Source organism: Deltaproteobacteria bacterium (genome assembly GCA_016709225.1).
Taxonomy (GTDB): domain Bacteria; phylum Myxococcota_A; class Polyangia; order Nannocystales; family Nannocystaceae; genus Xiheibacterium; species Xiheibacterium phototrophicum.
This window is the reverse complement of record JADJEE010000001.1, coordinates 2,796,084-2,820,120: the sequence shown is the minus strand read 5'-3', so window position 1 is coordinate 2,820,120 and position 24,037 is coordinate 2,796,084. Positions and strand designations below refer to the sequence as shown.

Below are 24,037 nucleotides of genomic sequence, written 5' to 3'. Positions count from 1 at the left end.
TCAGGCCGCCTCCGCCGCGTGGATGAGCGCATGTGCGTCAGGACCGAGCAGCGCGACGTCCTCGGCGCTCGGGGGCATGCCGTCGTCCAGCGCGGCGGCGACGGCGACCGCGGCAGCCAGCTGGGGCGCGACGCCGACCTCGGCGATCGAGGGCCCGTCGTGATGCGCGACCGCGTCGACGATGGCATCGGGCAGCCCCCACAGCGCCAGCAGGTACGCGCCGATCTCGGCGTGGGTCGTGCCCCACCGCTCGCGCTCGACCACGAACAACCTCCGTCCGCTCTTGCGCGCCGCGACGAGCGTGGTGTCGTACTCGTCAGGCACCGCCGACGCGACCACGAGGTGGCCGACGCCCGTGAGTACACCGGCGAGGTAGGCCATGCCGGCCTCACTGGCACGGAGCCGAGCTGCGAGCTCCGCGACCCGCAGCGCCCGGGCCTGCAGTGCCACCACGTCGAGCTCGCGCGAGGAACCGTCGGCGTGCTCGAATGCGGCCGCGACCGCGAGCGCCTCCAGCACCGGCAGGCCCAGCCGTTGGATGGCCTCGATGGCACCGGTGATGCGGCGCCCACCACCGAAGAACGGCGAGTTCGCCACGTGCACCAGCCGCGCGGTGAGGGCAGGGTCCTTGGCCGCGATCACGGCGACACGCGCGATGGCGGGGTCGCCCCGATCGAGCTCGGCACGGATCTCTCGGTAGATGTGGGGCGCGGCCGGCAGCCGATCGGCCGACACCACCGCGCGACGGAACACGTCGCCGTCGAGCAACCGTCGGAAGCGTACCGCCGAGCGCAGGATGTCGCAGAGCTGCTCGGCGGCGCAGGGCTTGCTGAGGATCTGATGCGCGCGTTCGACCGCCGATAGGGCGCTGGATGCCTCCATCTGGCCCGACAGCACGATGCGTGCGGTCGAGGGCGCGATCTCCCGCGCGCGCTGCAGCACCTCGGCGCCGTCCATGCCGGGCATGCGCATGTCCGTCACGATGACGTCGAACGCGTCGTCCGCCAGTCGGGCCAGGGCCCTGGGTCCGCTGTCGACGAACTCGAGATCCCAGTCCTCGTCGGCGACCATCAGCAGCGAACGCTCGAGTCCCTCGAGGATCTTCACCTCGTCGTCTACGAACAGGATCTTCACGCAGCCTCCAATTGTGGCATCGAGCGCTCGCTCGGGATGCGGATGATGAACGTCGTGCCACGGCCGACCTCGGACTCGAGCGTCAGCATGCCGTGGTGTTTCTCGACGATCACCGCGTACGCGATCGCGAGGCCCTGGCCGGTGCCCTTGCCGACCGGCTTCGTCGTGAAGAAGGGCTCGAAGACCTTCTCGCGGAGCTCGGGCGGGATGCCGATGCCGGTATCGGAGACGCGGATCTCGCACCAGTCGTCCGCCACCGACGCCGACACGCGAATGGTGCCGTGAGCGCCGCTCTCGCCGACCACGGCCGCGATGGCATGGGCAGCGTTCACGACGAGGTTCAGGACCACCTGGTTCAGCTCGTCGCGCAGACACAACACGGGCGGCAGATCATCCGGGATGTCGAGCTCGAGCTCGGCGACGTACTTCCACTCGTTGCGGGCGATCGTGACGGTCGACTCGATGGTCTTGCGGAGATCGACCTCGGACATCTCGCCGCCGCTGGGGTGCGAGAAGTCCTTCATCGCGCCGACGATCTTCGCGACCCGGCTCACGCCGTCGAGCGACTGCTCGATCGCGCGAGGCACCTGCGTGGCGATGCGCGGGAGCCGGAGCTTCGCGAGCAGCGTGCTCAGACGCGCGCGCCCGTCCGCCTCGTCGGCCGCGGCCGCGGCCGCGGCCTGCAGCACGGGCAGCACCTGCTCGAACACCTTCTGCAGGAAGGTGAGGTTGTCGCCGACGTACTGGATCGGCGTGTTGATCTCGTGCGCGACGCCAGCGGCGAGCTGTCCGATGGCGGTGAGCTTCTGCGAGTGGGTCAGCTCGGTCTGCGCGGCGGTGAGCTCCCGCAGGGCCCGCGCGAGCGCCTCGCGCTGGGCATCGCTTTCCTGGGTCTTGCGCGCGATGACCTGCGCGAGTCGGTGGCTCTGCTGGGCGACCGCGGCGGCACTGAGCACCTTCGCGTTGCTCTCCTCGGCGGCATCCATCAGCGCGGCAACCGTGCCCTCGCTGGCGGCGAGCGCCCGCTCGAGCTGCGAGATCCGAGCGTGGAGCTCGTCTTGGTCAGCCACGGACATCCCCGATCGCGACGCCCACGAACGTCTGGTTGAGGTGGGTTCCGTTGTACTGCTCGCCGTAGGTGCTGAAGCCCACCACGTTGTGCCGACCGAGGTAGCGACCGACCGCGTCGGCGAGGCCGCGACGCTCGAGCTCGAGACGACGCAGGATGCAGTCGCAACCGATCACGACGGCGTCGTCGCTCGCCGGCAGCTCTCGCTCGAGCTGCGATAGGATGTCGCCGCCCCGACCGAGGTTGAGCACCGTGCCCTGATCGACCGCGCACAGCAGCGTGAGGCTGCGGTCGGGGTTCACACGCGCGATCGATCGCACGCAGTAGTCGTCGCCCACCCGCAGCATGATCGGCGCCGCCGAGGTGGTGGGCGCGTCCAGCTGTTCGACGTCCACGCCGAGCATGCCCGCGTAGAACTCGGCGGCCGGATAGCCGTTCAGCGTCGTCACGAGGCGCCGTGCGGGGTCGGCCCCGGTCACCACCATGCGCTTGCCGGTGCTCTCGAAGTGCTCGAACTTGAGCGGCCGCACAGGCAGGTCGGTCGACACGACGGCAAGCACGGCGGCGCCCTCGACGAAGGCGTCGTCGATGAACACATGGGTGTGGGCGAACGCCAGGTCGTCGCCGGCGGAGCCGCCGACCAACGGCAGCTGGCCGAGCTCCTGGAAGAGCGCCGACGCGACCCGCTCCTCGGCGAGTGACAGCCCGTCGATGAGGAGCAGGCCGAACGAGTTGCGCGCGGGCGATTGCCCGAGGTCACGTTCGACGGCCTGGGCGATCGCCGCCGCTTCGAGCTCACACTGATGCAGGCGTGTGAGCGGGTAGATCCGGAGCGTGCAGCAGCTGGCCGGGAAACCCACCGCGACGATGCCGTCGGGTTGGAAACCGCTCGGCCCGATCTGGCCCGCGCTGGTGCAGCCGGTCATCGGTCCAGCGATGTGGCGTCGCAGCGCGGCCGCGAGGCGTGGCAGGTCGAACGACGCGGCGCAGAAGAACACGACGCCGCCCGCGGTGGCGTCGCCGAGCTGCGCCGCGATCTCGGCGGCTGCGAGATCCGGATCGGTCTGCGTCGTGGACGCACGTCTGGGCGAAGCGGTCGGCATCTGATTTCCTTCGTACGACGAATTGCTCACGCCGCGAGCGCGAGGGTGCAGGGGAGCAGCACGGTGAACGTGGTGCCGTCGGACTCGTGGTGCACGACCAGCTGGCCGTGATGTTGCCCCTCGACGATGTCGCGGATGCGATGCAGGCCCTCGCCTGCGCCGTGGCCCTCGCCGCGGGTGGTGAAGAAGGGCTCGAACAGGCGCTCGCGGATCTCCACCGGGATGCCACCTGCGAAGTCGCGGACCTCGATCGCGATGCGGTCCTCGTCGCGACGGCCGCGGACCTCGATGCGCCCGTGCGCCCCGGCGGGCAAGTGCTCCCGCGTGGCCTCGGCTGCGTTGCGCAGCAGGCCCAGCACAGCCTGCCCGATCGCGACCCCGTCACCGGCGATCGCACCGAGCGGCTCGAGCTCGATCTCGTAGGCGATCTCGGGAAACTCGGCATGGGCCAGCACCACCGCCGTGCGCACGCACTCGTCGCCCACGATGCTGCCCGCGCCGTGCTGCTGGCCACCCGTGAGGCTCTGCAGGGCGCGAACGATCTGGCGCACCTGTTCCAGACCGAGGGTCGCGGCGTCGTGGGCACCCTCGATGCCGCTGCGGATGCGGTCGATCTTGGCGCGCCGCAGGATCTCCACCACCTTGCGGTGCATGTCCGTGTCCGCCGTCGGCCCGGACGCGACACCGATGCGGTCGACGGCCTGGATCAGCCGCCGCGCGGCGTCGGCGAGGAAGCGGACATTGTCACCGATGTACTGCAGCGGGGTATTGACCTCGTGCGCGACGCTGGCGGCGACGCGGCCGAGCGACTGGATGCGATGGGCGGCGCGCGCGTCGGCCTCCAGCTGCTTCTGCCGCGAGATGTCGATCGAGACCCCTCGCAGCACCCGCCGCTCGCGGCTGCCGAGGGCGGACAGGAGGCTGCGCGTGTGGACCAGATGGCCGTCGGCGGCGACGAATCGCAGCTCGCACTCGAGCTCCAGCTCGGCATCGGTCTGCGCCACCTCGGCGCTGATGCGCTGCATCTGCGGGAGGTCGTCGCGATGGACCAACGTGGTGAAGACATGGGCCGCGCCGAAGTGCGTGGGGGGGTAGCCCAGCATGGCCTCGACCTTGGGCCCGATGTAGGTCGTGACCCCGGAACGCAGATCGACCTCCCACGGGATCGCCTGTGTGGTCTCGACCAGCGATCGGAACTGTTCACGGCTCGCGGCGAGCTCGGCGGTGCGCTCGTTGACCTGCTGCTCGACGAGATCGTTGACCTGGGTCAGCGCGGCCTCGCGCTCGGCGATGCGGCGGATGTCCGCGAGCGAGCGATGGATGCCCATGGCGAGCACGATGTCCTCGAACACCATCCACGCGGCGTGCTCGAGGAAGCGCCACCAGGCCGGGTTCGGCACGCCGTAGACCGCGGCGGGCCACAGCCACCCACGGCCCACATGATCGGCGGTCACCGCGAGGGTCGCCGTCACCAGCAGCGCGGGGTCGCGATAGAACGCGATGAACGCCAGCGATCCGAACACGTGGAAGTGGGTCTCGATGCGGCCGCCCGTCACGTGGATCAGCAGGCCCGAGAACAGCATCTGTGCGACGACGACGACGTGCCGCGTGAGCCGTCGGCCCGGCTGGGCCCAGATCAGCGCCAGCGGGGCTGCCGTGAGCGCCGCGCCGCCCACGAGGGCGATCCATACGTGCGGATGGATCGCTCGCGATGCCCCGGCGAACGTGAACGGGGTGGTTGCGAGCGCGAGCACGACCGCGACCGCCCACTGCAGCGGGAGCAGCAGCCGGAACAGCCGGTCGCCTTCGTGGTGCACGTGCGCGAGGTGGACCTCGCGGAGCTGGGCGCTGCGGGCCTCGAAGGTCGAGCTCATGGCGCCGACTCCGTGAGCGGGCAGCCGTAGACCGCGGCGTCGGTGGCTCGATGTGGGTCGGTGAGCGCGGCCTCCAGCGCGACGCGCCCCGGGCTCGAACCTCGCGCGCCGCGGGACGCCGTGATCCCGCCGACGAAGCGCCGCTCGCCGCCGGCAGCGAACAGCATCACCTCGCCCGAGGTGGCGACGCCGAATCGCTCGGTCTCCTCGCCGCGCTCGTGCACGATGCGAGCCCCTGGCACGTCGAGCGCAACCGCGGGCGCGAGTGGACCGTGGTCCTCGTCGTCGACCACGAGGATCACGTCGGCCGCCGTCGGGTCGAGGGCGATCACCTCTGCGAGCTCGTCGAGGCTCGCGCGCGTGCAGGTGCAGCGCGGGTGCACGAACATCAGCAGGGTCGCGCGGCCCGGCACGCGGGTAATCCCGCTGTGCTCCGGCCACGTCAGGGCTGGCTCACCGAGCTCGCCGGGGGTGAAGGCGTAGCGCAGCTGCGCCGCGCCGGCGCCCACGGTCGCCAGGCACGAGAGCGCCACGATGCCTGCCGCCCACCATCGTCGACGCCGCGTGGGATCGACGATGGTGGCGGTGCGCATGCGGGTGCAATCGCCGAGCGGGCGCCATGCTTGAGCCGTCGTCGTCCGCGCCGCCTCGTCGTCGTCGGCCCGCGAGGGGGCGGGCCCTCGCGGCGGTCCGCAGGACCAAGGTTCGAGGACTGCGCTGCCATCGCACCGCCGCGTGCAGACGGTCTGGGTAGCCGGCCTCGAACGCGCCATCGCGGGGGCCACGACGAGGGGAACGGCCGTGCTATGGTGACGCCCGCGTGCGTATCATCGCCTGGCCTGCGACGGACGTCGGCCGTGTCCGCAGCCACAACGAGGACAGTCACCTCGTCGACGTCGGTCTCGGCCTCTACCTGGTGGCCGACGGCATGGGCGGACACGCCGGTGGGGCCCACGCCTCGCAGCTGTGCGTCGACGTGGTCGACAAGGTCGTCCGCCGTGGCGCCGACGCACTCGGGGCAATCCCGATCGAGCATCGCGGCGCGGCGATCGCCGAGCTGCTGGGCGTGGCGGCGAGCGAAGCCAGCGCGAGGATCTTCGATCAGGCCAACAGCGATCACCGCCTGCAGGGCATGGGCACCACGCTGACCGGGATGTGGGTCTGCGGCGAGCGCGGCTACATCGTGCACGTGGGGGACAGCCGTGCGTTCCTGCTGCGCGGTGGCACCTGCCGCCAGCTCACCAACGATCACTCGTGGCTCAACGAGCAGGTCCAGGCCGGCATGCTCACCGAGGAGGAGGCCGCCGCCAGCGACCTCAAGCACATCATCACGCGATCGGTCGGCTTCGAGCGGTTCGTCGACCCCGACATCATCCCGGTGAGCGTGAACCTCGGCGACGCGTTCCTGCTGTGCAGCGATGGCTTCTCGAACTACGTCGAGTCCGACGAGATCGCAGTGCTCGCGCGCGATCACTGGTACGCCGACCTGCCGCGTGTGTGCACCGAGTACGCGAACAAGCGCGGCGGTGACGACAACATCACCGTCGTGGTGATGCTCGCCTGCAACGATCGCGACGAGCGGCGGCCGCAGCCAGCGTATCGACGCACCTCGCTCGAGACACTGCCACCGGGCGGCGGGTAGCGAGCAGCCGGCGCGAGCGGATCGCCGACTTGGTCGCGAAACCGCGTTCAGACGCGGGCCAGCGCAGTTCGAGGCCCGCGGCGAAGGCCCACCACCCCGGCGACCATGCATCCACCATGGGTTGGATGGAGCTGCGTGGGGGTATCCTCGTCGCATTGGGTTTGGTCGGGTGTGTGGGCCGCGAGCTGGGCGACGACAGCCGCGGCGACGATGCCGGGGACGACGGGGCCTCGAGCGATGACGACGGCACCAGCGATGCGAGCACGACGGTCGCGAGCACGACGGTCGCGAGCACGACGGTCGCGAGCACGACGGTCGCGACCAGCGACAGCGGCGACGACGGGCCCGGCTGCATGGCCGATCCCGAGGCCTACGAGCAGGTCGCGTTCTGCGTCGCCGTCGGCGATGAGCAGGCCTGCGGCGACTGCAGCGATGCCGCGTGCAGGGACGCGGCGATCTTGGCTTCGGGTGCCTGCTTCGGCGAGTTCCAGGGCGTGCTGTGTGGGCCCGAGCGGATCGCGGGGCAGTGCTGCTATGTCGCCGAGGTGCTGGATCAGGGCTGTGCCGGCCGTCCGTTGTTGCACGCGGGGACCGCGGTGGTGGCGAGCACCCGTGCGCGCGACGACTGGGGCGCGGCGACGCGACCAGGGCTGGCGGCGCTCGACGCCGACGCGCGTGCCCGGGCGTGCGCGGCGTGGCGCGAGGTCGCCGTGGCCGAGCACGCCTCGATCGCTTCGTTCGCGCGCTTCACCCTCGATCTGTTGGCCCACGGCGCGCCCGCGGAGCTGGTGCTCGAGGCCCAGCAGGCGATGGGCGACGAGGTCGTGCATGCGCGGCTGGCCTTCGGCCTCGCCGGTGCCTACGCGGGGGCGTCGATCGGCCCGGATCGTCTGCGGGTTCCCGAGGCCGGCGCGCGCACGCTCGAGGCGGCGGTGGTCGCCGCGGTGCTCGAGGGCTGTGTGGGGGAGACCATTGCGAGCGCGCGCGCCGGCCATGCGCGGGATGCCGCGCGCGACCCCGCGGTGATCAAGGTGCTGACGGTGATCGCCCGCGACGAACGACGCCACGCGCAGCTGGCGTGGCGCTTCGTCGCGTGGGCGCTGCGGCGCGCGCCGCAGCTCGCCGATGCGGTGGCGGCCGCCTTCGACGGCGTCGACCCCGGGGGCCCGGGCGCAGGCTGTGATGCCGACGATGATCTCCGCGCGCACGGGATCCTGCCGGTCGAAGAGTCGCTCGCGCTCGGCCGCGAGGTGCTGCGCGACGTCGTGCGGCCGTGCGCGGCGACCATGCTGCGACGGCTCGCACACCCGGGCGCGCGCGATGCCGTAGACTGCGCCTGACGTGGCGCAGCTCTACCTCCGACAGCTCTTGTCCGGCCGCGACTTCGCCCGTGGCGACGCCATGGCCGGCGGCATGCAGAACTTCGTGTACCTGCTGGGCGATCGCGACGCCGGCGAGTGCGTGGTGATCGACCCCGCGTGGGACATCGCCGGCATCATCGCGTGCGCCGAGCACGATGGCATGCGCATCACCGGCGCGATGGTCACCCACTACCATCCCGATCACGTGGGTGGCTCGATGTTCGGCTTCGACATCGAGGGCCTCGCCGAGCTGACCTCGCGTTGCCACTGCCACGCCCACGTCCATCGCCTCGAGTCCGAGGGCGTGCGCGCGGTGACGGGTCTGTCGAAGTCGGACCTGGTCGAACACGATTCCGGTGATCGCGTGCGGGTCGGCGGGGTCGAGGTCGAGCTGCTGCATACGCCGGGGCACACGCCCGGCTCGATGTGCTTCCGCGTCGCGGGGCTGAGTCACGGCGAGGAGGAGGCGCTGCTCGCCGGTGACACGTTGTTCCTGCAGGGCTGCGGCCGTGTCGATCTACCGGGCGGCGACGCCGAGCAGATGTTCCGCACCCTGCACGAGCGACTGGCCGAGCTGCCGCCGCAGATGATGCTGCTGCCGGGGCATGCCTACGGCGGCGACAAGGCCACCCTCGGTGAGGTGCGTCGCAGCAACCCCACGCTGCAGATCACGAGCCTGCAGGCGTTCCTGCGGCGCATGGGCGGGTAGGCGACGCTACGGCGTGGCGCCGGCCGGCGTGCCGCGCTGCACCGCACGATGGCGCGCGAGCGCGAGTGCGGCGTCGTTGCTGCGGACCCACTCGCTACCCGCGTGGCGCAGCGCGTAGCAGCCCGCGCGGTCGTGGTGGGCGGGCGCGCGTGGGACCATGGCCCGCGCACCCGCGGGCGAGCGGGACACCGGCGCCGCCGCGTAGCTCGCCGTGCGTCGATCGAGCGCGTCACCCTGCCACGCGAAGAGGCGGTCCTCGAGACAGATGAACGCGAGCGCGACGTCGGCGTGATCGAGCATGGGCGGCGAACTCCCGCGGGCACCTTGGCAAGCGCGCGCGTGACGGCCAAGAAAGCGGCCCAAACCCCGCGGCCTGCGAGCGCGCGGCTGCCGGTCGCGTGGGCAGGACCCTGGTTTCGGGCGCGTGGGTGAGGCTTTGACCTACCCAGCACGGGCGGTGGGCAACCAGGCCGACGCGGGTCCGTCATGATGGGGCATGGATCGATCGGGTCGATGGACGCTCGCGTGGCTGGTGTTCGCGGCGGCATGCGGTGGGCCCGACGAGGCGACGCCGCCGGTGCCCGCGTCGGTGCCGGCGACACCCGAGCCCACGGCGACACCCGTGCCGAAGCCGGTCGTGAAGATCGAGCCGCTGCCCGCGATCGAGCGCATCACGGTGCCCGCTGCGTTCGTCGGCAAGCACGTGCTGCTCGCGGCGGGCAGCGAGCTGCGCGTGGCGCCGCACGACGACGCGCCGCGGCTGCGCCTGCGATCCGCCGCGGCGGGCGGCACGGTCGCGCGTGCGTTCGAGGTCATGGCGAGCGCGGGCGAGCTGCTGCAGGTGCGACCGGCCCGGGCCGAGCACCGCTGCGACGATGGTCTGCCCGCGCTCGACCCCATCGAGCCCAGGTTCTGGGTCGGCCTCGACGCGGTGGCCGACGTGCTCGCGCGCGAGCAATCGCTGCAGCATGACGACGGCACCTCCGTGCGCCTGCGCGTGGGGCTGCCGGTGCTCGCCACCGGCGACGCCGGGGCGGTGGACCTCATGGGCTCGCGGCTGGCGATCGCGATCGATCCCCGCGATGTCGGCAATGCGTTCGAGCCGGCCGTGGCCGCCGCGCCACCCGCCCACGACGGCTGGCTGGCGGCCGACGCGGAGATCCGGGTCGGTGGCGAGCGCGTGGGCGCGGCCGCGTTCCATGTCGACGACGGCGGCGCGCCGATCGTCCTCGCGCGCACGTTGCATGGCGAGCGCGCCCATGTCGATCTGGTCGGCCCCTGCGTGAGTGCCCGCGTCGAGGTCGAGGTCGAGGCGCTGCGCGAGCGACCGTCGAGCACGGCGATGCCCGTGCTCGGGGGACTCGTCGCCGACGTACGTTCCTCGATGCGAAGCGGCACCGCGGTCACCTGGGCCGACGGCACCGCGGCGGGCAAGCTGCTGGCCGACGTCGAGGTCGGCGGCCGAGGTCGTCGCGCCAAGCGATCGACCTGCCTGCGGCTCGCGCCAGACGATCGCGTACTCGAGCCCTTCGAGCTCTGCGCGGCGACGCGCGAGATCCAGGTGATCGAGCCGTTGAGCATGATCCTCGGCGGCTCGTTGTCCGCCGAGCTCGAGGCCGAGCTGCTCGCGAGCCTCACCGACAGCGGCTCGAGCGTATCGAGCGTGCTGGGACGGGCCGGTGATGTCGATCTGGGTGGCGAGGTCTACGGTGGGCTCGGCGGCGCGATCGGGTCCGCGGGTGGCGGCGGCTCGTTGCACGCGGGCGGCATCGGCGACTTCGGGGGCGGTGCTGCGATGGAACCGTCCGCCGGCATCGATCCACCGCGGTCGGTCGTCGAGCTCGAGTCGTTGTCGAGCTCGGGTGTGCGCGACATGACGGCGACCCGCGCGTCGATCCGGGGCCGCCTCGCTGGACTGCGTCGGTGCGCCGAGGCGCACAGTCCGGCGTCGCGCGGTGAGATCACGCTGTCGTTCACGATCACGGACCAGGGGCGCGTGACCAAGCTCGGGGTCTCCGGCGTCGCCGAGCTGGAAGACTGCGTGCGCGCCGAGGTCGAGCGCTGGCGCTTCGCCGCCGATGGCGAAGCGACACTCGAGCTGGTGCTCTCGTTCACGTCGTGAATCCAACGGGGCGCGCCTGTCGTGGCAACCCTCGGGTCGACGATGCCGAGCCGGGGGCCCGTGCCCACAACCGGCTCGATGCCGCGGCGACTTCGCGTGCTCTCGTTCCGGTCGCGGCGCTGCGTGCACGCGTGCGCTTGGGGGTACACTGCTCCTGGGATCGATCCCGCGATGGAGGTGATGACGATGAAGCGCTCCACGATCGTGCTCGTGATGCTCGCGGCCTGTGGCGACGCCGGCGGTGGCGGTGACGGCAACGCCAGCACCGTGACGCTCACCGGCATCGGCGACAGCACCGGCATCGTCACCGCCGATGGCACCGCCGCCGACGGCCCTGCGACCGGTCCCCAGGACAGCTCGGCCGGCCAGGACGACGGTAGCCAGACCAAGTTCGACCTCGGCTCCAACAGCGGCCTGTGTCTCGATCAACCCGCGGGCATCTTCTGTAAGGGCTCGATCGCGGTCGAGTGCGACGGGGCCGGCAACGCCGTCGACACCATGAACTGCCTGCCGGAGATCTGCGTCGACGGCGAGGGCTGCGTGGCGTGCCTCGACGGTCAGTACGCGTGCAAGGGCCCGCGCGTGCTGTCGTGCAACACCGCCGGCCCGGAGCCGACGTGGCAGCAGGACGAGATCTGCGACCCCGCCGCGCAGATGGTCTGCGACTCGGCGTCGGGCTCGTGCGTGCCGCTGGCACCCATCGGCGACATCACGCCGACTGGCGAGTACTACCAGTACGCGGTCTTCGACCTCACGGCCGATGGCTTCTCGGGCATCTCCGACGTCGACAGCATCGACAACCGCATCTACTTCGTCGCGATGAAGAACGGCGTGCTCACGATCGGCGCCTACGATGTCGAGCTGCTCGACTCCGACGGCGACGGCCTGCTCGAGCCCAACCAGCACCCCGACTACCCCGAGGCCGAGGGCCCCATCGAGGAGCGCGTGTTCACGTTCGTGAACTCGTGGCCGGTCGACAACCCCGGCGCGTTTCCCAACATCATGGAGGTCTACGCCAAGCCCAACTCGGTGGTCTTCTCGGGGCCCAACGACGTGCGCGAGTACGATTTCGCCACCGGCATCACCAGCCAGGTCGCGCCGATGCCGACGTGGATCGGCACCACCAACTACGGCTGGCTGGCGTTCCTCGGCTACGACGAGATCAACGAGGTCTGGTACTCCGGCAACGAGTCGGCGCGGCGGGTGTTCCAGTACGACGCGGAGACCCAGACCTGGGGCTACGCCTTCGAGTTCCCGGTGCTGGCGGGCGATCACATGGACGGCATGGAGGTCGTGGTCGATCAGGAGACCGCGATTCCGTACGTCTACGTCTCGGACATGACGAGCAACTTCATCGGGCAGTACCGCCACGATCCCGATCTCGGCTGGGTGCAGCAGAACCTGTTCAGCTACGTCGAGGCCGCGGGCGCTCCGGTCGAGGGCTTCGGCTTCGGCGCGCTGAACCACTTCTGGTCGGGCTCGCTGTACTCGACCTTCTACGAGCTCGGCGGCGGCGACCTCAGCGAGTACACCGATCCGCCGGGCTGACGCGCGCGACCACGGTCGGCTGCGGTCAGGGGGCCCGCGCGCGGTCGCGGGCCCACGGCAGCGCAGCTGCCCAGTCGCCGTGCACCGCGACGGTGCCACCCTCGCCCGCGTGGGGGCCGATGATGAAGGTCTGCGACGGCGCGAGCTCGACCGCCGCGTACGCGGCGACGTCCGTGCTCGCGTTGCCGTACGCGGCGACGATGCGCAGCCCGGCGGCCTGTAGCTCCCGCAGGTACGCGGCCTTGAACGCACCGACACCGTCGGCGTTGGGCACCACGTCGCGGTGGCGCGCAGTGGTGTGCACGAGGCCCGGCGCATGGCCGCCCTCGTGCAGCCACGTGCGGGTGTGCTCGACCAGCCAATACGGACGTCCGGTCAGGTACACCACCGGCACGCCGGCGTCGTGCCACAGGTGCGTCAGCTCGGCGCCACCCGGGTATGCCGCGGCCGCGTACTCGCCCTCGCGCAGGTCTTCGAAGTACTCGTCGAGCACGTCGATGGTGACCTCGTCATCGGTGGTGGTGAGCGTGCCGTCGATGTCCGAGACCACGATCGCGGTGCCGGGTGCCCACACGAACAGCTGGCCCGCCGCGAGCGTGCCGTCGCCGTCGACGCTCACCCACGTGCGGTAGGTGCCGGCGCTCGGCGCGACGAAGGTGAAGCGGGCGAGGCCATCGTGGTCGGCGCGCACGTGGGCGATCGCAGTCGCGCTGCGCTGCGGATCGCAGGTGTCGATCCACAGCGTGACGGCCTCGTCCTCGAGGTCCTTGCCGAGCTCGCCGTAGGTGATCTTCGCGAGCAGCGTCGTGCTGGCGCCGGGGTTGGCAAAGCCGTCGTGGAGCACGTGGTGCGGGCTCGCGGCGGCCGCGATCCATCCGCTGCGATGGTGCGCGAAGCCCTGGGCGGCGGGCTCGGGCGCGCGGGCGTCCTCGCAGCGTCGCGGTGTGGCCGCGCTGGCGATCGCGGCGGTGAGCTCGGCGGCGGCGGGGCTCCGCCCGCATGCGAGCAGGGGCGAAAGGGCGATGCAGACGGCGACGGCCGACCTCACGCACGCGAGCATGGCACCGTTGCGAGCACCTGCGCCAGCTGCGATCGTGGAACCATTCGTGCTCCGTGCGGTGCGACTGGTGCTGTGCTCGGCGCTCGCGATTTCGGCGGGTGCGGCCGCGTGGGCGCGCCAGCTCCGAATCGACGCCGCGAGCACGTGGGCGCGCGCCCGGGCGACCGCGCTGCCCGAGCGTCGCGAGCGCTCGCGCTACGCCGGCAGCGAGAGCTGTCGTGCGTGCCACGGCGCGGCGTGGCACAGCTGGCACGGCAGCCACCACCGCACCATGACGCAGGCGGCCGCGCCCGACACCGTGGTCGCGCCGTGGGCCGGTGAGCTGCCCGGGGACGTGCAGCTGCGTTGGGACGGTGACGCACCGGTGGTCGTGCGCCCCGACGCGGCGCCCGAGCCGGTCGTCATGCTGACCGGCTCCCACCACATGCAGCTGTTCTGGCTGCACGATCGCGGCAGCGACACCCTGCGCGCGTTCGAGTACGCATGGTCGATCGACGATGCCGCGTTCGTGCCCAACGCCGCCACGTTGCTGCAGCCGGCCGACGCCGACGCGGTCTACACCTGGAACCGCGTGTGCATCCGCTGCCACGCGGTCGCGGGGGCGCCGGGCTGGCACGCCGGGACCGGTCGCGTCGACAGCAGCGTCGCCGAGCTGGGCATCGCCTGCGAGTCATGCCATGGGCCCGCGCGCGCGCACGTGGAGCGCCATCGCGATCCCGTGCGGCGCTGGCTCGCCCATGGGGCGCGGCCCGACGACGTCGTGCAACCCGCAGCCCTGGGCGCCACCGCAGCCACCGAGGTCTGTGCGCAGTGCCACGCGATCTCGATCGATCGCGACGAGGCCGGGTGGTTGCGGCACGGGCCCGATCACGCGCCGGGCGATCCGCTGGCGTCGTGGACCGAGCTGGTGCGTCACCCCGCGCGCGGCGGCGGTGAGACCTCGAGCGCACTCGCGGCCGCGCTCGCCGACGACCCCGGCTTCCTCGACGATCGCTTCTGGTCCGACGGCATGGTCCGCGTGACCGGTCGCGAGGCCAACGCGCTGCTGGCCTCGCCCTGCGCGGCAGCGGGCGACGCCGCGGGCGAGCGCGCCATCTCGTGCCTGTCGTGCCACACGCTGCACGGTGGTTCGCCGGACGATCAACTGCGCGCGGGCATGGACGGGGACGACGCGTGCACGCAGTGCCACGCCGCGTCGAGCTACGCGCGTCGCGAGCACACCCACCACGATCCCGCGGGTAGCGGTGCGCGCTGCCTCGATTGCCACATGCCGCGCACGACCTGGGGCTTGCTCGGTGCGATCCGCAGCCACGAGATCGATGTGCCCGATGCCGCGCACACCGACGCCACCGGGCGACCGCTCGCCTGCAACCTCTGCCACCTCGATCGCACGCTCGCGTGGGCGCGTAGCGAGCTGGCGCGCTGGCGGGGGCGCGAGGTGCCGACGCCACACACGGGTGACACGCCGATCGCCGCCTCGCTCGAGGGCCTGTTGGCGGGGGACGCCGGCGTGCGCGGGCTGTGGGCCTGGCACCTGGCGTGGCCGCCCGCGATCGCGGTGGCCGGCGACGGTTGGCAGCGCGAGCCGCTGGTCGAGCTGCTCGCCGATCCGTACCCCGCGCTGCGCTGGGTCGCGTGGCGATCCCTCGTGCGTCTCGCGGGCGATGCGATGTCGTCGGTGGCCCCCGGCACGCTGCCGGGCCCCGCGCACGCGGCCCGGATCACCGCCGCGTCGGGCTCGGTCCACGACCAATTCCGCGCTGCCCCCGGCTCGCCGGTGGCCGATCCGCGCGGACCGACGCTGCTGCGCAGTCCATCGGGTGCGCTGGATCGCACCCGCGTCGACGCCCTGCTCGATCGTCGCGACGCGCGGACGCTCCGGCTCGCGGAGTGACCACCGATGCGAGCCCTCGCGGGAGCAATGTTGGGCTCGCGGGCGAGCATCGATCCGTGCATGCGCAGTGCGATGCACCCCCCATCTTTCCCGCACGATGTCACCGATCCGAGGCCTTCTTGGCCGCTGGTTCGTGCGACAGTAGTCGCCGGGGGTGATGATCGTGCAGCACGTACGAGGACCTATCGCGTCGGCGATCCTGACGCTGCTGGCCGGCTGCTACTCCGGTCTCGACGGACGCGCCAGTGGTGACGACGCGGCCTCGGCTGGCACCGGCGAGGGTGGCAGCGCGACCGAGGCGACCGCGGGCGACAGCGGCGGGGGTGACGACGGCGTGGCCGTCGACTTCGAGCCCCCGCCGGTGCGGCTGCGGCTGCTGCTCGCGCGGCAGTACACCCATGCGATCCGCGATCTGTTGGGTGATGCGGCCGCCGCCGCCGCGACGCCGCCGACCGACGCCGCAATCAACGGCTTCGACGCGGTCGCGGCCTCGCAGCTGGCACTCACGGACGCGAAGGTGCAGGCCTACGAGGCGTCGGCGCGGACGGTCTCGGAGCTCGCCGACGCCGGCAAGCTGGCCGGGCATCACACCTGCGTCGCGACCGGACCGGCCGACGAGGCGTGTCTGCGCGAGTTCGTGGCCAGCTTCGGTCGGCTCGCGTTCCGCCGCACCCTGACCGCGGTCGAGATCGACGACTACACCGCCGCCGGGCTCGCGGCCGCGGCGGTCTACGACGACTTCGAGTACGGCAAGCGCGACGTGGTCGCGACCATGCTGCAGTCGCCCAACTTCCTCTACCAGGTCGAGGTCGGCGAGCCCGCCGACACCGGCGGCATGCGGCGGTTGACCTCGCTCGAGCTGGCCACGCGGCTGTCCTTCTACCTGCGCGACACCACGCCCGACGCCGAGCTGCTCGATCTCGCGGAGGCCGACGGGCTCGCCGACGCCGCAGCGGTGCGCGAGGTCGCTGCGGCGATGCTCGAGACCGAGGAGGCCCACCAGGCGCTGTCGGACTTCGCGTCGGAGGTCTACCGCCTGCGCGAGCTGCCCACCACGCCCAAGGACCCCACCGTGTTCCCGGCCTTCACGCCGTCACTCGCGGCCGCGATGGCCAGCGAGACGCTGGCCGTGCTCGGCGAGATCGTGTGGACGCAGGACGGCGACGTCCGCGATCTCTTCGACACCGACTACACCTTCGTCAACGCCGAGCTCGCCGCGCTGTACCAGCTGCCGAACCCCGAGCAGTACGGCGAGGGCTTCACCAAGGTGACGCTGCCGCCCGAACAGCTGCGCGGCGGCCTGCTGGGTCAGGCCGGGATGCTCTCGCTGCTCGGCCACGTGACCACGACCTCGCCGACCTACCGCGGCAAGTTCGTGCGGCAGCAGCTGCTGTGCCAGACGATCCCGGCGCCCCCGGTCAACGTCGACACCCAGCTGCCCGAGGGCGCCGAGTGGCGGACCATGCGGGAGAAGCTCGAGGCGCACATGTCCGATCCCGGCTGCGCCGGCTGCCACAAGATGATGGACCCGATCGGGCTCGGGCTCGAGAACTACGACGGCATCGGGCAGTTCCGGACCACCGAGAACGGCGCGACGATCGACGCCAGCGCCGACCTCGACGGCACCACCTTCGCGGGCGCCAAGCAGCTCGGGGCCGCGCTCAAGCAGCATCCCGACCTGCCGCCGTGCCTGATGCACAACCTGTTTCGCCACGCGACCGGGCACATCGAGGTGCCGGGCGAGGCCAGCGAGCTCGACGAGCTCGTGGTCGCGTTCGAGGACGGCGGCTACAACTTGAAGTCGTTGATGGTCGAGATGGTCGCGAGCCCAGCGTTTCGCATGGTCGGGGACGCGGAGTGAAGAGGAGGAGAACGCCATGCTGATCAACACCCCACGTTCTCACTTCATCCTACACCACCACACCATACTACACGGCGCCGCCGGTGGTGCTGCAGTCGCGCTCGCGCTGCCGCTGCTCGACGCCATGCTCAACGACCACGGCGACGCCTACGCCGCGGGCGGCTCCCTGCCACGTCGACTGATGACGTGGTTCTGGGGGAACGGCGTCGCGCTCAACGACACCAACAACCCCGATGCCGGCCTGCGCTGGACGCCGGCGGGGCAGGGGGCCGGCTACGAGCTCACGCCGCAGCTGCAGCCGTTCGCCAACGTCCGCGACTACGTCTCGATCCTGTCGGGCTTCCAGGTCGGTGCCGCCAACCCCGGACGCCGCGGGCACCACGATGGCTGTGCGATGTTCGCCGGCCATCCGTTCATCGAGCTCCCGCCGGGTGGGGCCAACTACGCGTCGAAGTTCGGCGGGCCCACGATCGACCAGGTCGCGGCCGCCAGCATCGGCTCGGAGACCTTCCTGCCGTCGGTCCAGCTGGCGGTCTCGAAGCGCATCATCGGTGGCGAGGGGCCGACGCTGCAGTATCTCTCGCACAAGGGGCCCGACGAGCCGCTGCCGCAGACGTTCGACCCCCGCGAGGCGTGGAACAACATGTTCGGCTCCTTCACGGTGCCCGACGATCCGGCCAAGCCGTTGCGGATCGCCAGCCTCGACACCGTCAAGGCCGACGTCGAGCGCCTCAAGATGCGGGTCGGCGCCGCCGACCGCCAGCGGCTCGACGCGCACCTCTCGAGCGTCGAGCAGATTCGCTCGCAGATCGATGCGCTCGCGCCCCTGTGCGACATCCCCGAGATGACGCAGCAGAGCAACGACGACGTCGAGGGCCAAGAGCAGCTCGAGGGCGTCAACAAGGCCATGTGCGATCTCATCGTCATGGCGTTCGCCTGCGACGTCACGCGCATCGCGAGCGTGCAGTTCACCGGCTCGGTGGGCTACACCGTCTTCAACGCGGTCGGCACCGGGCTCGGTCACCACGACCTCACCCACGACGCCGCGCAGAACGAGACCATCGATGCCTGCACGGTGTGGACCATGCAGCAGCTGGCGTACCTGCTCGAGCAGCTGATGGCGAGCCCCGACGGCGCTGGCAACCTGCTCGACAACTCGGTGCTGTTCGCGTCGAGCGACGCCTCGACCGGCCTCTACCACCGCACCACGGACATGCCGATCGTCGTCGCCGGTGGCGGCGGTGGCGGGCTGGTCCACCCCGGCATCCACTACCGCTCGCCCAGCGGTGAGAACACCTCGGACATCCTGCTCGCGTTGCTGCAGTGCGTCGTGCCCGAGGCGACCGAGGTGGGCTCGGGCAACGGCTACTCGAACACGCCGACCGCCGCGCTCAAGGCCTGAGGGCCGGGCCGGTCGGCATCCGCCCGACGTGCGATGAACGGAAGTGGCCGCGGGACCTTCGCCCCGCGGCCACTGCTGCATTCGGCATGCGCCTGGGCATGCATATGGCAGCCGCCGCGAGGGCGGCCGTTCATCCGCGACGGCGACGACGCAGCGCCGTGAGTACGAGCAACGCCAGTGCCCCGATGGGTCGCGTGTTCGGCTCGCTGTGGCAGCCGCAGCCGCCCGCGACCGGCTCGTCGCCGGCACCGGGCAGCGCGCCGGGGCCATCGCCGCCCTCGGAGCCGGCATCGCCACCGCTGCTGTCGCCCGCACCCGAGCCCGCGCTACCGCCGGCATCGCCCCCGCCGTCGCCGCTGCCGTCGTCGTGCTGGGCGTCGTCGACCAGGTGCATCGTGAGACCGTCGGTGCTCACGAGGATCGGCCGCGGGCGCACCGGCGTGCCTTCGCGCCACTGCGCGAGGATGTCGTCGGTCACGATCTCGGCCGCGGCGAGGTCGAAGCCCCACGCGGCGGCGACCTCGGGGTCGGGCACGTGGCGGCGCCAGCCGGCGTCGACCAGCCACACCTCGGGCGCCGACGCCGTGCGCACGAGCAACGGCACACTGCCGAGCGCGGGTCCGGCGTCGTAGTCCGCCAGCTCCGTGGCGTCGATGCGGATCGACTGCCAGAAGGGATCGAGGTGCCAGGCTGCGAGGCTGTCGGTGGCGAGCGCCCGCACCACGCCATCGGGCAGCGGCGGTCGCTCGCACTGCACGCTCGCGCCACTTTGCGCGAGCTCGGCGTTGTCGGCCCCGGCGTCGTCGATGCCGTAGGCGTGCACCGGATGCGGCGCGCCGTCCTGCAGCGACAGCGGCACCTCGAGCTCGAAGCCGTGGTCGCACGAGCCCAGTGGCTCGCATAGATCGTCGCGCGGGATGTCGGCGCGTCGACGCACGCCCACCGCCCCGGCCTCGCCCGCGGCGCCGTCGAAGTAGATGTCGACGTCGATCGCGGCCTCGGGCGCGTCGGGGTCCTGCGCCCAGCCGCGGATGCCCTCGCACGCGGTCGCGTCGACGTTGCCCGCCGGTGGCGCGGCGATGTCACAGATGCCGCCCCCGGGCCCGCCGCCCCACCACTCCCAGTGCCAGTTCTCGCTCGGCACGGTGGCGGAGAAGCCGTACTCGCCGCCGTGCGCCACCAGCCACGCGTGCACGCCACTGCTGGAGGCGTTCAGATCGAGCGCGTGTCCGCTCTGATGGTTGCTGTAGCCGGGGCTCGCCGCCAGGTTGCAGCTGTTGCAGCAGCAGCACTGGTAGCACATGTAGAGGTACTCCTGCTCGTCCATGGTGCGGAAGCCCGAGACCACGTGGATCTCGACACCATCGGCGGCCGCGGCCTCACGCATCACCCAGAACGCGTTGGCGGTGTCCTTCTCGACCGGCTTGCCGTCGATGTGCACGACGGTGATCTCGAACGGGCTGCCGTCGTCGTAGCCGGTGTCGGTCGACTCGGTGCAGTCGTACGTCGACGACGACAACACGCCGTCCTCGCCGAAGCCGACCAGCGGGATGTCACCGGGTGGCTCTTGGCCGCACGGGGCCGACATCGGACCGGCCGACAGCAGCGATGTGAACGCGACGAGTGGGATCATGAGCCGGTGCGACGCCCCTTCCGAGAGCACCAAGGTAGCGGGGGTGGGCCGCGACCGCCCCATCGCGTTCGTGCGCGTGCGTCGTTCTGCGTACCGATCGCGGGGCGCTCGTCACGAATGTTCGAGTTCCGCCGTCGCGCCGCCGATCCCCGAGGGCCGTGTCGGCTCGCGATCGCGCCCACGGGCCCGGGCCGGCCGGCGGATCCACGAATGCCCGCCAGGTTCCCTGGTACGCACCGTGGCGCAGCGTTCGGCCCAACGCGCGGGCATTCACGTGGCCCGGGAATTTTTGCGGAGCCCACCCGGAAACCACCGGACATCGGGAGTCTCACACGTCGGCGCTTGTGCGGGCCGCGGCGAGACCGTGACCTCCGGGAGCGCCGCCTCTCTCGCGACGGCTCGACCCGAGCCAGCAAGGGCCAACCATGCGACGTGTATCGCCGATTGCGGGCCATGGGCCCGCGAAGTTCGTCTCGTTCGGCCTCGCGCTGACGTTGGCAGCGTGTCAACGCGGCGACACGGCCCACCATGGGGATGACGGCGCCGAGACCAGCATGGGTCCCGCTGGCTCCGACGGCGCGCCCACGGGCGACGACGGTACGACGGGTGGGGCCGAGGGTGGCGACGAGACCGGCGACCCCGTCGAGATCTGCAGCACGATGCAGTTCGAGAACGTGATCGACGAGGCCGCGTGCCCGCAGATCCAGGGCATCGGCGTCGAGCCACCGCTCGCGGACGGTGTCGAGCTGTGCCGCCGCCTCTACATCGATCTCCTCGGCGAGTCGCCGACCGCGGTCGAGTACGAGCAGAACTGCAAGTACCCGACGACGGCTGCACTGGTCGACGACTTCATGGCGCGGCCCGAGTACCTGCGCACCAGCGGCCGTCTGTGGGCGGACCTGTTCCAGATGAACTCGGCGGTCACGCACTACGCGTACATCGCCGAGCTCGACGCCAAGGCGGCCGAGCTGCACGCCGGTACGATCACGCTGGGGCAGTTCGCCGAGCTCGCGGCCACGCACCCCGGCTTCCTCGGACGCTGGGACGGCAACGACCTGGTGGCGTTCGCGTTCCGGGCCTTCCTCGGTCGCGAAGCCACGCCCGCCGAGCGACTCGCGCTCGAGCCCATGTGGCACATCTGGGAGGAGCGGCCGGTCGCGGATCCCAACCAGAGCAACGCCAAGAACGTGTTCGTCGACACCCGCAACTGCGCGGCGCCCAACGAGTCGGCGTGCCACAGCGATTTCTGGGGCGACCAGACCATCAGCATCCCCGAGCCGATGCCGGGCGACGTCAGCGATCCGGGACCCAACGTGATCGATCAGGCCGCGCTCACGCCGGCGCAGCGGGCCACGCTCGCCAAGCCCGGCCAGCTCATCGCGCAACAGGCCGCGTTCTACGAGTCGTATGTCGATCGCGCGCTGATGCGCTACCTCGGCTACGACGCCGGCACCGCGCTACCGCTGGTGCGGCAGGCGCTGGTCGACCTGCTCGACGAGAACGGCGGCAACGTCCGCGTGGTCGATCGCGAGATCCTCACCAGCCTCCTCTACACCGCGACCAACCGCTACGAAGAGGCCGACTCACCCGACGACGAGAACTGGGATCCGCCGTACCTGCACGGACCCGTCAAGCAGATGGACGCCGAAGACTGGTTGCGCAGCGCCTACAAGCTCGCGGGCGCGCCGACGGCCGGCTGCGATCATCGCTACCCCGAGGTGCAGTCCGGCCCCGCTGGCTTCCACCCGCACACCTATCCCACGATGCCGAGCGGCGCGCCGGACTACACCCTGCGCGACAAGGCCCAGCTGCTCGGCGGCTGCCCCGATCGCGTGGCGCAGTTCCGGGAGTCCCGCACCGGCCTCATCGCCGCGCTCACCCAGGCCACCCTCACCGCCGAGCTGTGCGAGATGGCCAGCAACACCGCGCCGATCTATCCGTTGGCGGTCGTCGACGACCCCAACGACAAGTCTGAGGAGGCGCTGTGGGAGGCGGTCGATCAGGTGTACTCGGCCGCGCTCATCCGCCCGGTCATGGACGGCGCCAGCGAAGGCGTCGACGAGGGCATCTCGCTGTGCCGCGACGACCTCGCGTGCACCCCCACCGAGTTCGCGGTCCAGGCCTGTCGCCTGGTGCTGAAGTCCGCCGACTTCATCTACTACTAGCGCGTCACCCGAGCCCGCACCGAAAGAAGCCGATCATGTCGAAGCTCTTCGCCAATCGCCGCAACTTCCTGAAGCTCGGACTGGGTGGCATCGCGACCGGGGCCATCGCGCCCTCGCTGTGGATCCCTCGCACCAGCCGCGCGGCCCTGACGATCCCCTCGTCGCGCCACAACCACATGCTGCTGTTCAGCCTCGACGGCGGCGCGCGCACGGTGCCGATGTTCAACGGCAACGTCGACAACCGCTGGAACCCCTACGGCGTGCAGGCCGGCAGCAACGGCACCGAGTGGGGTGTGAGCGGCGTGTTCGACAACATGCCGTACCAGGACACCGTCGCGCTGGGCATGCCTGCGGTGCCGCCGATCACGGCGATCAGCCACGAGATCGCGGTGCTCTCGACCATCGATCACACCCCGGGCGCGTCGTCGGGCGTGGGCGATCACCAGACCGCGCGCAACTGGATCGGCAGCGGCTTCGGTGAGGGCGGCCCCGGCGTCATCAGCCGCATCTACGCCAACCACAAGAACTACACCCTCGGCAGCAATGGCCTGGTGTTCCCGCCGGCGCTGATCGGCACGGGTCAGGCGACCACGCCGCTGGGCGCCCCCGACGGCTCGATCACGCCGGTCATGGTGCCGTCGCACTCCGAGTTCGTGGCGCAGAACGGTGACGACGCCGGTGGTCAGCCCGGCTGGGCCCGCGCGCTCGAGGCCGGCCTCGACGGCTACGCGATCGCGTCGCGCAGCAACCGTCACAAGCAGGTGATCGCGCGACTCGCCAACGGCAAGGCCAACGTCGAGGCCTTCCGCAACGTGTTCCTCGACCCCGCGCTCAAGGTCGAGAGCGAGCCCAGCGGCAGCGCCAACGGCCTGACCAACGCGCAGCTCGCCGCGATCCTCGGCACCAGCCAGCTCGGCCGCGACACCGCGCTGGCGCTGCGGTTCCTCGGCTATGGCTCGGCCGCGGTGTGCATCGGCGACAGCGGCAACGCGGCCGCGTCGGTCGGTGGCTGGGACACGCACTCGGGCGAGATGACGGCCTACCCGGCCTCGGCCAACAACCTCGCGCGGGTGCTGTGCGGCGTGAACTATGCCCTCAAGCTGATGCCGCACCCCGAGGGTGGCACGTACTGGGATCACACCATCATCGGCTGCGTCACCGAGTTCGGTCGCGACAACGTGATGGACAATGGCTACAACTCCGGCGGCGGCTCCGACCACACCGGTGGTCCGGGCTCGCGCTACCAGTCGTACTTCGTCACCGGCGGCCTCGTCACCAAGGGCGGCTCGATCTTCGGTCGCACCGACGCATCGACGATGGAGGTGATGAACGGCGAGCCGGTGTTCGGCACCACCGCGTACTACGCGATGATGATGGCGGTGCTCGACATCGAGACCGAGAGCTTCTGGCCCGGGCTCGACCCGGTCAACGTGGTCTTCGGCTGAGGATGCGGCGAGGGA

18 protein-coding genes are annotated in these 24,037 nt (G+C 71.4%); 10 read left to right on the top strand and 8 right to left on the bottom strand.

What is annotated here, in order from left to right; genetic code table 11:
• Genes IPH07_11425 through IPH07_11405 form a run of 5 tightly spaced genes read right to left on the bottom strand, consistent with a single transcriptional unit; the run spans position 1 to position 5,773 of the window.
• Positions 1-1,134, bottom strand: coding sequence for an HDOD domain-containing protein (locus IPH07_11425; GenBank protein MBK6918001.1), 1,134 nt, complete (start codon positions 1,132-1,134; stop codon positions 1-3).
• The gene (locus tag IPH07_11420) at positions 1,131-2,204 is read right to left on the bottom strand and encodes a sensor histidine kinase (GenBank protein MBK6918000.1); all 1,074 of its coding nucleotides are present in this window, start codon (positions 2,202-2,204) and stop codon (positions 1,131-1,133) included. The genes IPH07_11425 and IPH07_11420 overlap by 4 nt, the downstream gene beginning before the upstream one ends.
• A complete protein-coding gene (locus tag IPH07_11415; GenBank protein ID MBK6917999.1) occupies positions 2,197-3,306 on the bottom strand; it encodes an FIST C-terminal domain-containing protein in 1,110 nt (369 codons plus the stop codon). The genes IPH07_11420 and IPH07_11415 overlap by 8 nt, the downstream gene beginning before the upstream one ends.
• Before the next feature lie 26 nt (positions 3,307-3,332).
• Positions 3,333-5,180 carry a PAS domain S-box protein gene (locus tag IPH07_11410; GenBank protein MBK6917998.1) on the bottom strand — a complete coding sequence of 616 codons (1,848 nt, stop codon included), beginning with the start codon at positions 5,178-5,180 and terminating at the stop codon, positions 3,333-3,335.
• A complete protein-coding gene (locus IPH07_11405) occupies positions 5,177-5,773 on the bottom strand; it encodes a RedB protein (GenBank protein MBK6917997.1) in 597 nt (198 codons plus the stop codon). The genes IPH07_11410 and IPH07_11405 overlap by 4 nt, the downstream gene beginning before the upstream one ends.
• A 227-nt stretch (positions 5,774-6,000) precedes the next feature.
• On the opposite strand from IPH07_11405, the gene IPH07_11400 reads away from it, so the two are divergent.
• The 3 genes from IPH07_11400 to IPH07_11390 all read left to right on the top strand — a co-directional run bounded on the left by IPH07_11400 (position 6,001) and on the right by IPH07_11390 (position 8,892).
• Positions 6,001-6,822 (top strand): serine/threonine-protein phosphatase, encoded by an 822-nt coding sequence (locus IPH07_11400; protein MBK6917996.1) that lies wholly within the window; start codon positions 6,001-6,003, stop codon positions 6,820-6,822.
• A gap of 116 nt (positions 6,823-6,938) precedes the next feature.
• Positions 6,939-8,162 carry a ferritin-like domain-containing protein gene (locus tag IPH07_11395; GenBank protein ID MBK6917995.1) on the top strand — a complete coding sequence of 408 codons (1,224 nt, stop codon included), beginning with the start codon at positions 6,939-6,941 and terminating at the stop codon, positions 8,160-8,162.
• Positions 8,163-8,223: 61 nt separating this feature from the next.
• The gene (locus IPH07_11390; GenBank protein ID MBK6917994.1) at positions 8,224-8,892 is read left to right on the top strand and encodes an MBL fold metallo-hydrolase; all 669 of its coding nucleotides are present in this window, start codon (positions 8,224-8,226) and stop codon (positions 8,890-8,892) included.
• Positions 8,893-8,898: 6 nt separating this feature from the next.
• Here IPH07_11390 and IPH07_11385 read toward each other — a convergent pair whose 3' ends face one another.
• Positions 8,899-9,192, bottom strand: a complete 294-nt coding sequence (locus IPH07_11385) for a hypothetical protein (protein MBK6917993.1) — start codon at positions 9,190-9,192, stop codon at positions 8,899-8,901.
• 196 nt (positions 9,193-9,388) lie between these two features.
• On the opposite strand from IPH07_11385, the gene IPH07_11380 reads away from it, so the two are divergent.
• The gene (locus IPH07_11380; protein ID MBK6917992.1) at positions 9,389-11,014 is read left to right on the top strand and encodes a hypothetical protein; all 1,626 of its coding nucleotides are present in this window, start codon (positions 9,389-9,391) and stop codon (positions 11,012-11,014) included.
• A gap of 186 nt (positions 11,015-11,200) precedes the next feature.
• Complete coding sequence (locus IPH07_11375; GenBank protein MBK6917991.1) at positions 11,201-12,562, top strand: hypothetical protein; 1,362 nt, start codon at positions 11,201-11,203, stop codon at positions 12,560-12,562.
• Positions 12,563-12,587: 25 nt separating this feature from the next.
• On the opposite strand, the gene IPH07_11370 is transcribed toward IPH07_11375, so the two are convergent.
• On the bottom strand, positions 12,588-13,610 hold the full coding sequence (locus IPH07_11370) for a hypothetical protein (protein MBK6917990.1): 1,023 nt from the start codon (positions 13,608-13,610) through the stop codon (positions 12,588-12,590).
• A 46-nt stretch (positions 13,611-13,656) separates the two neighbouring features.
• On the opposite strand from IPH07_11370, the gene IPH07_11365 reads away from it, so the two are divergent.
• From IPH07_11365 to IPH07_11355, 3 genes are all read left to right on the top strand, one after another.
• Entirely contained in the window at positions 13,657-15,516 is a 1,860-nt protein-coding gene (locus IPH07_11365) for a hypothetical protein (protein MBK6917989.1), read from the top strand.
• 163 nt (positions 15,517-15,679) lie between these two features.
• Positions 15,680-17,377, top strand: coding sequence for a DUF1592 domain-containing protein (locus tag IPH07_11360; GenBank protein ID MBK6917988.1), 1,698 nt, complete (start codon positions 15,680-15,682; stop codon positions 17,375-17,377).
• 16 nt (positions 17,378-17,393) lie between these two features.
• Positions 17,394-18,779 (top strand): DUF1552 domain-containing protein, encoded by a 1,386-nt coding sequence (locus IPH07_11355; protein MBK6917987.1) that lies wholly within the window; start codon positions 17,394-17,396, stop codon positions 18,777-18,779.
• A gap of 130 nt (positions 18,780-18,909) precedes the next feature.
• Here IPH07_11355 and IPH07_11350 read toward each other — a convergent pair whose 3' ends face one another.
• Positions 18,910-20,412, bottom strand: coding sequence for a D-alanyl-D-alanine carboxypeptidase family protein (locus tag IPH07_11350; protein ID MBK6917986.1), 1,503 nt, complete (start codon positions 20,410-20,412; stop codon positions 18,910-18,912).
• 425 nt (positions 20,413-20,837) lie between these two features.
• Here IPH07_11350 and IPH07_11345 point away from each other — a divergent pair, with 425 nt between their 5' ends.
• Both IPH07_11345 and IPH07_11340 read left to right on the top strand, forming a co-directional pair.
• Complete coding sequence (locus IPH07_11345; GenBank protein MBK6917985.1) at positions 20,838-22,577, top strand: DUF1549 domain-containing protein; 1,740 nt, start codon at positions 20,838-20,840, stop codon at positions 22,575-22,577.
• A gap of 35 nt (positions 22,578-22,612) precedes the next feature.
• The gene (locus IPH07_11340) at positions 22,613-24,022 is read left to right on the top strand and encodes a DUF1501 domain-containing protein (protein MBK6917984.1); all 1,410 of its coding nucleotides are present in this window, start codon (positions 22,613-22,615) and stop codon (positions 24,020-24,022) included.
• The last annotated feature ends 15 nt before the right edge of the window (positions 24,023-24,037 follow it).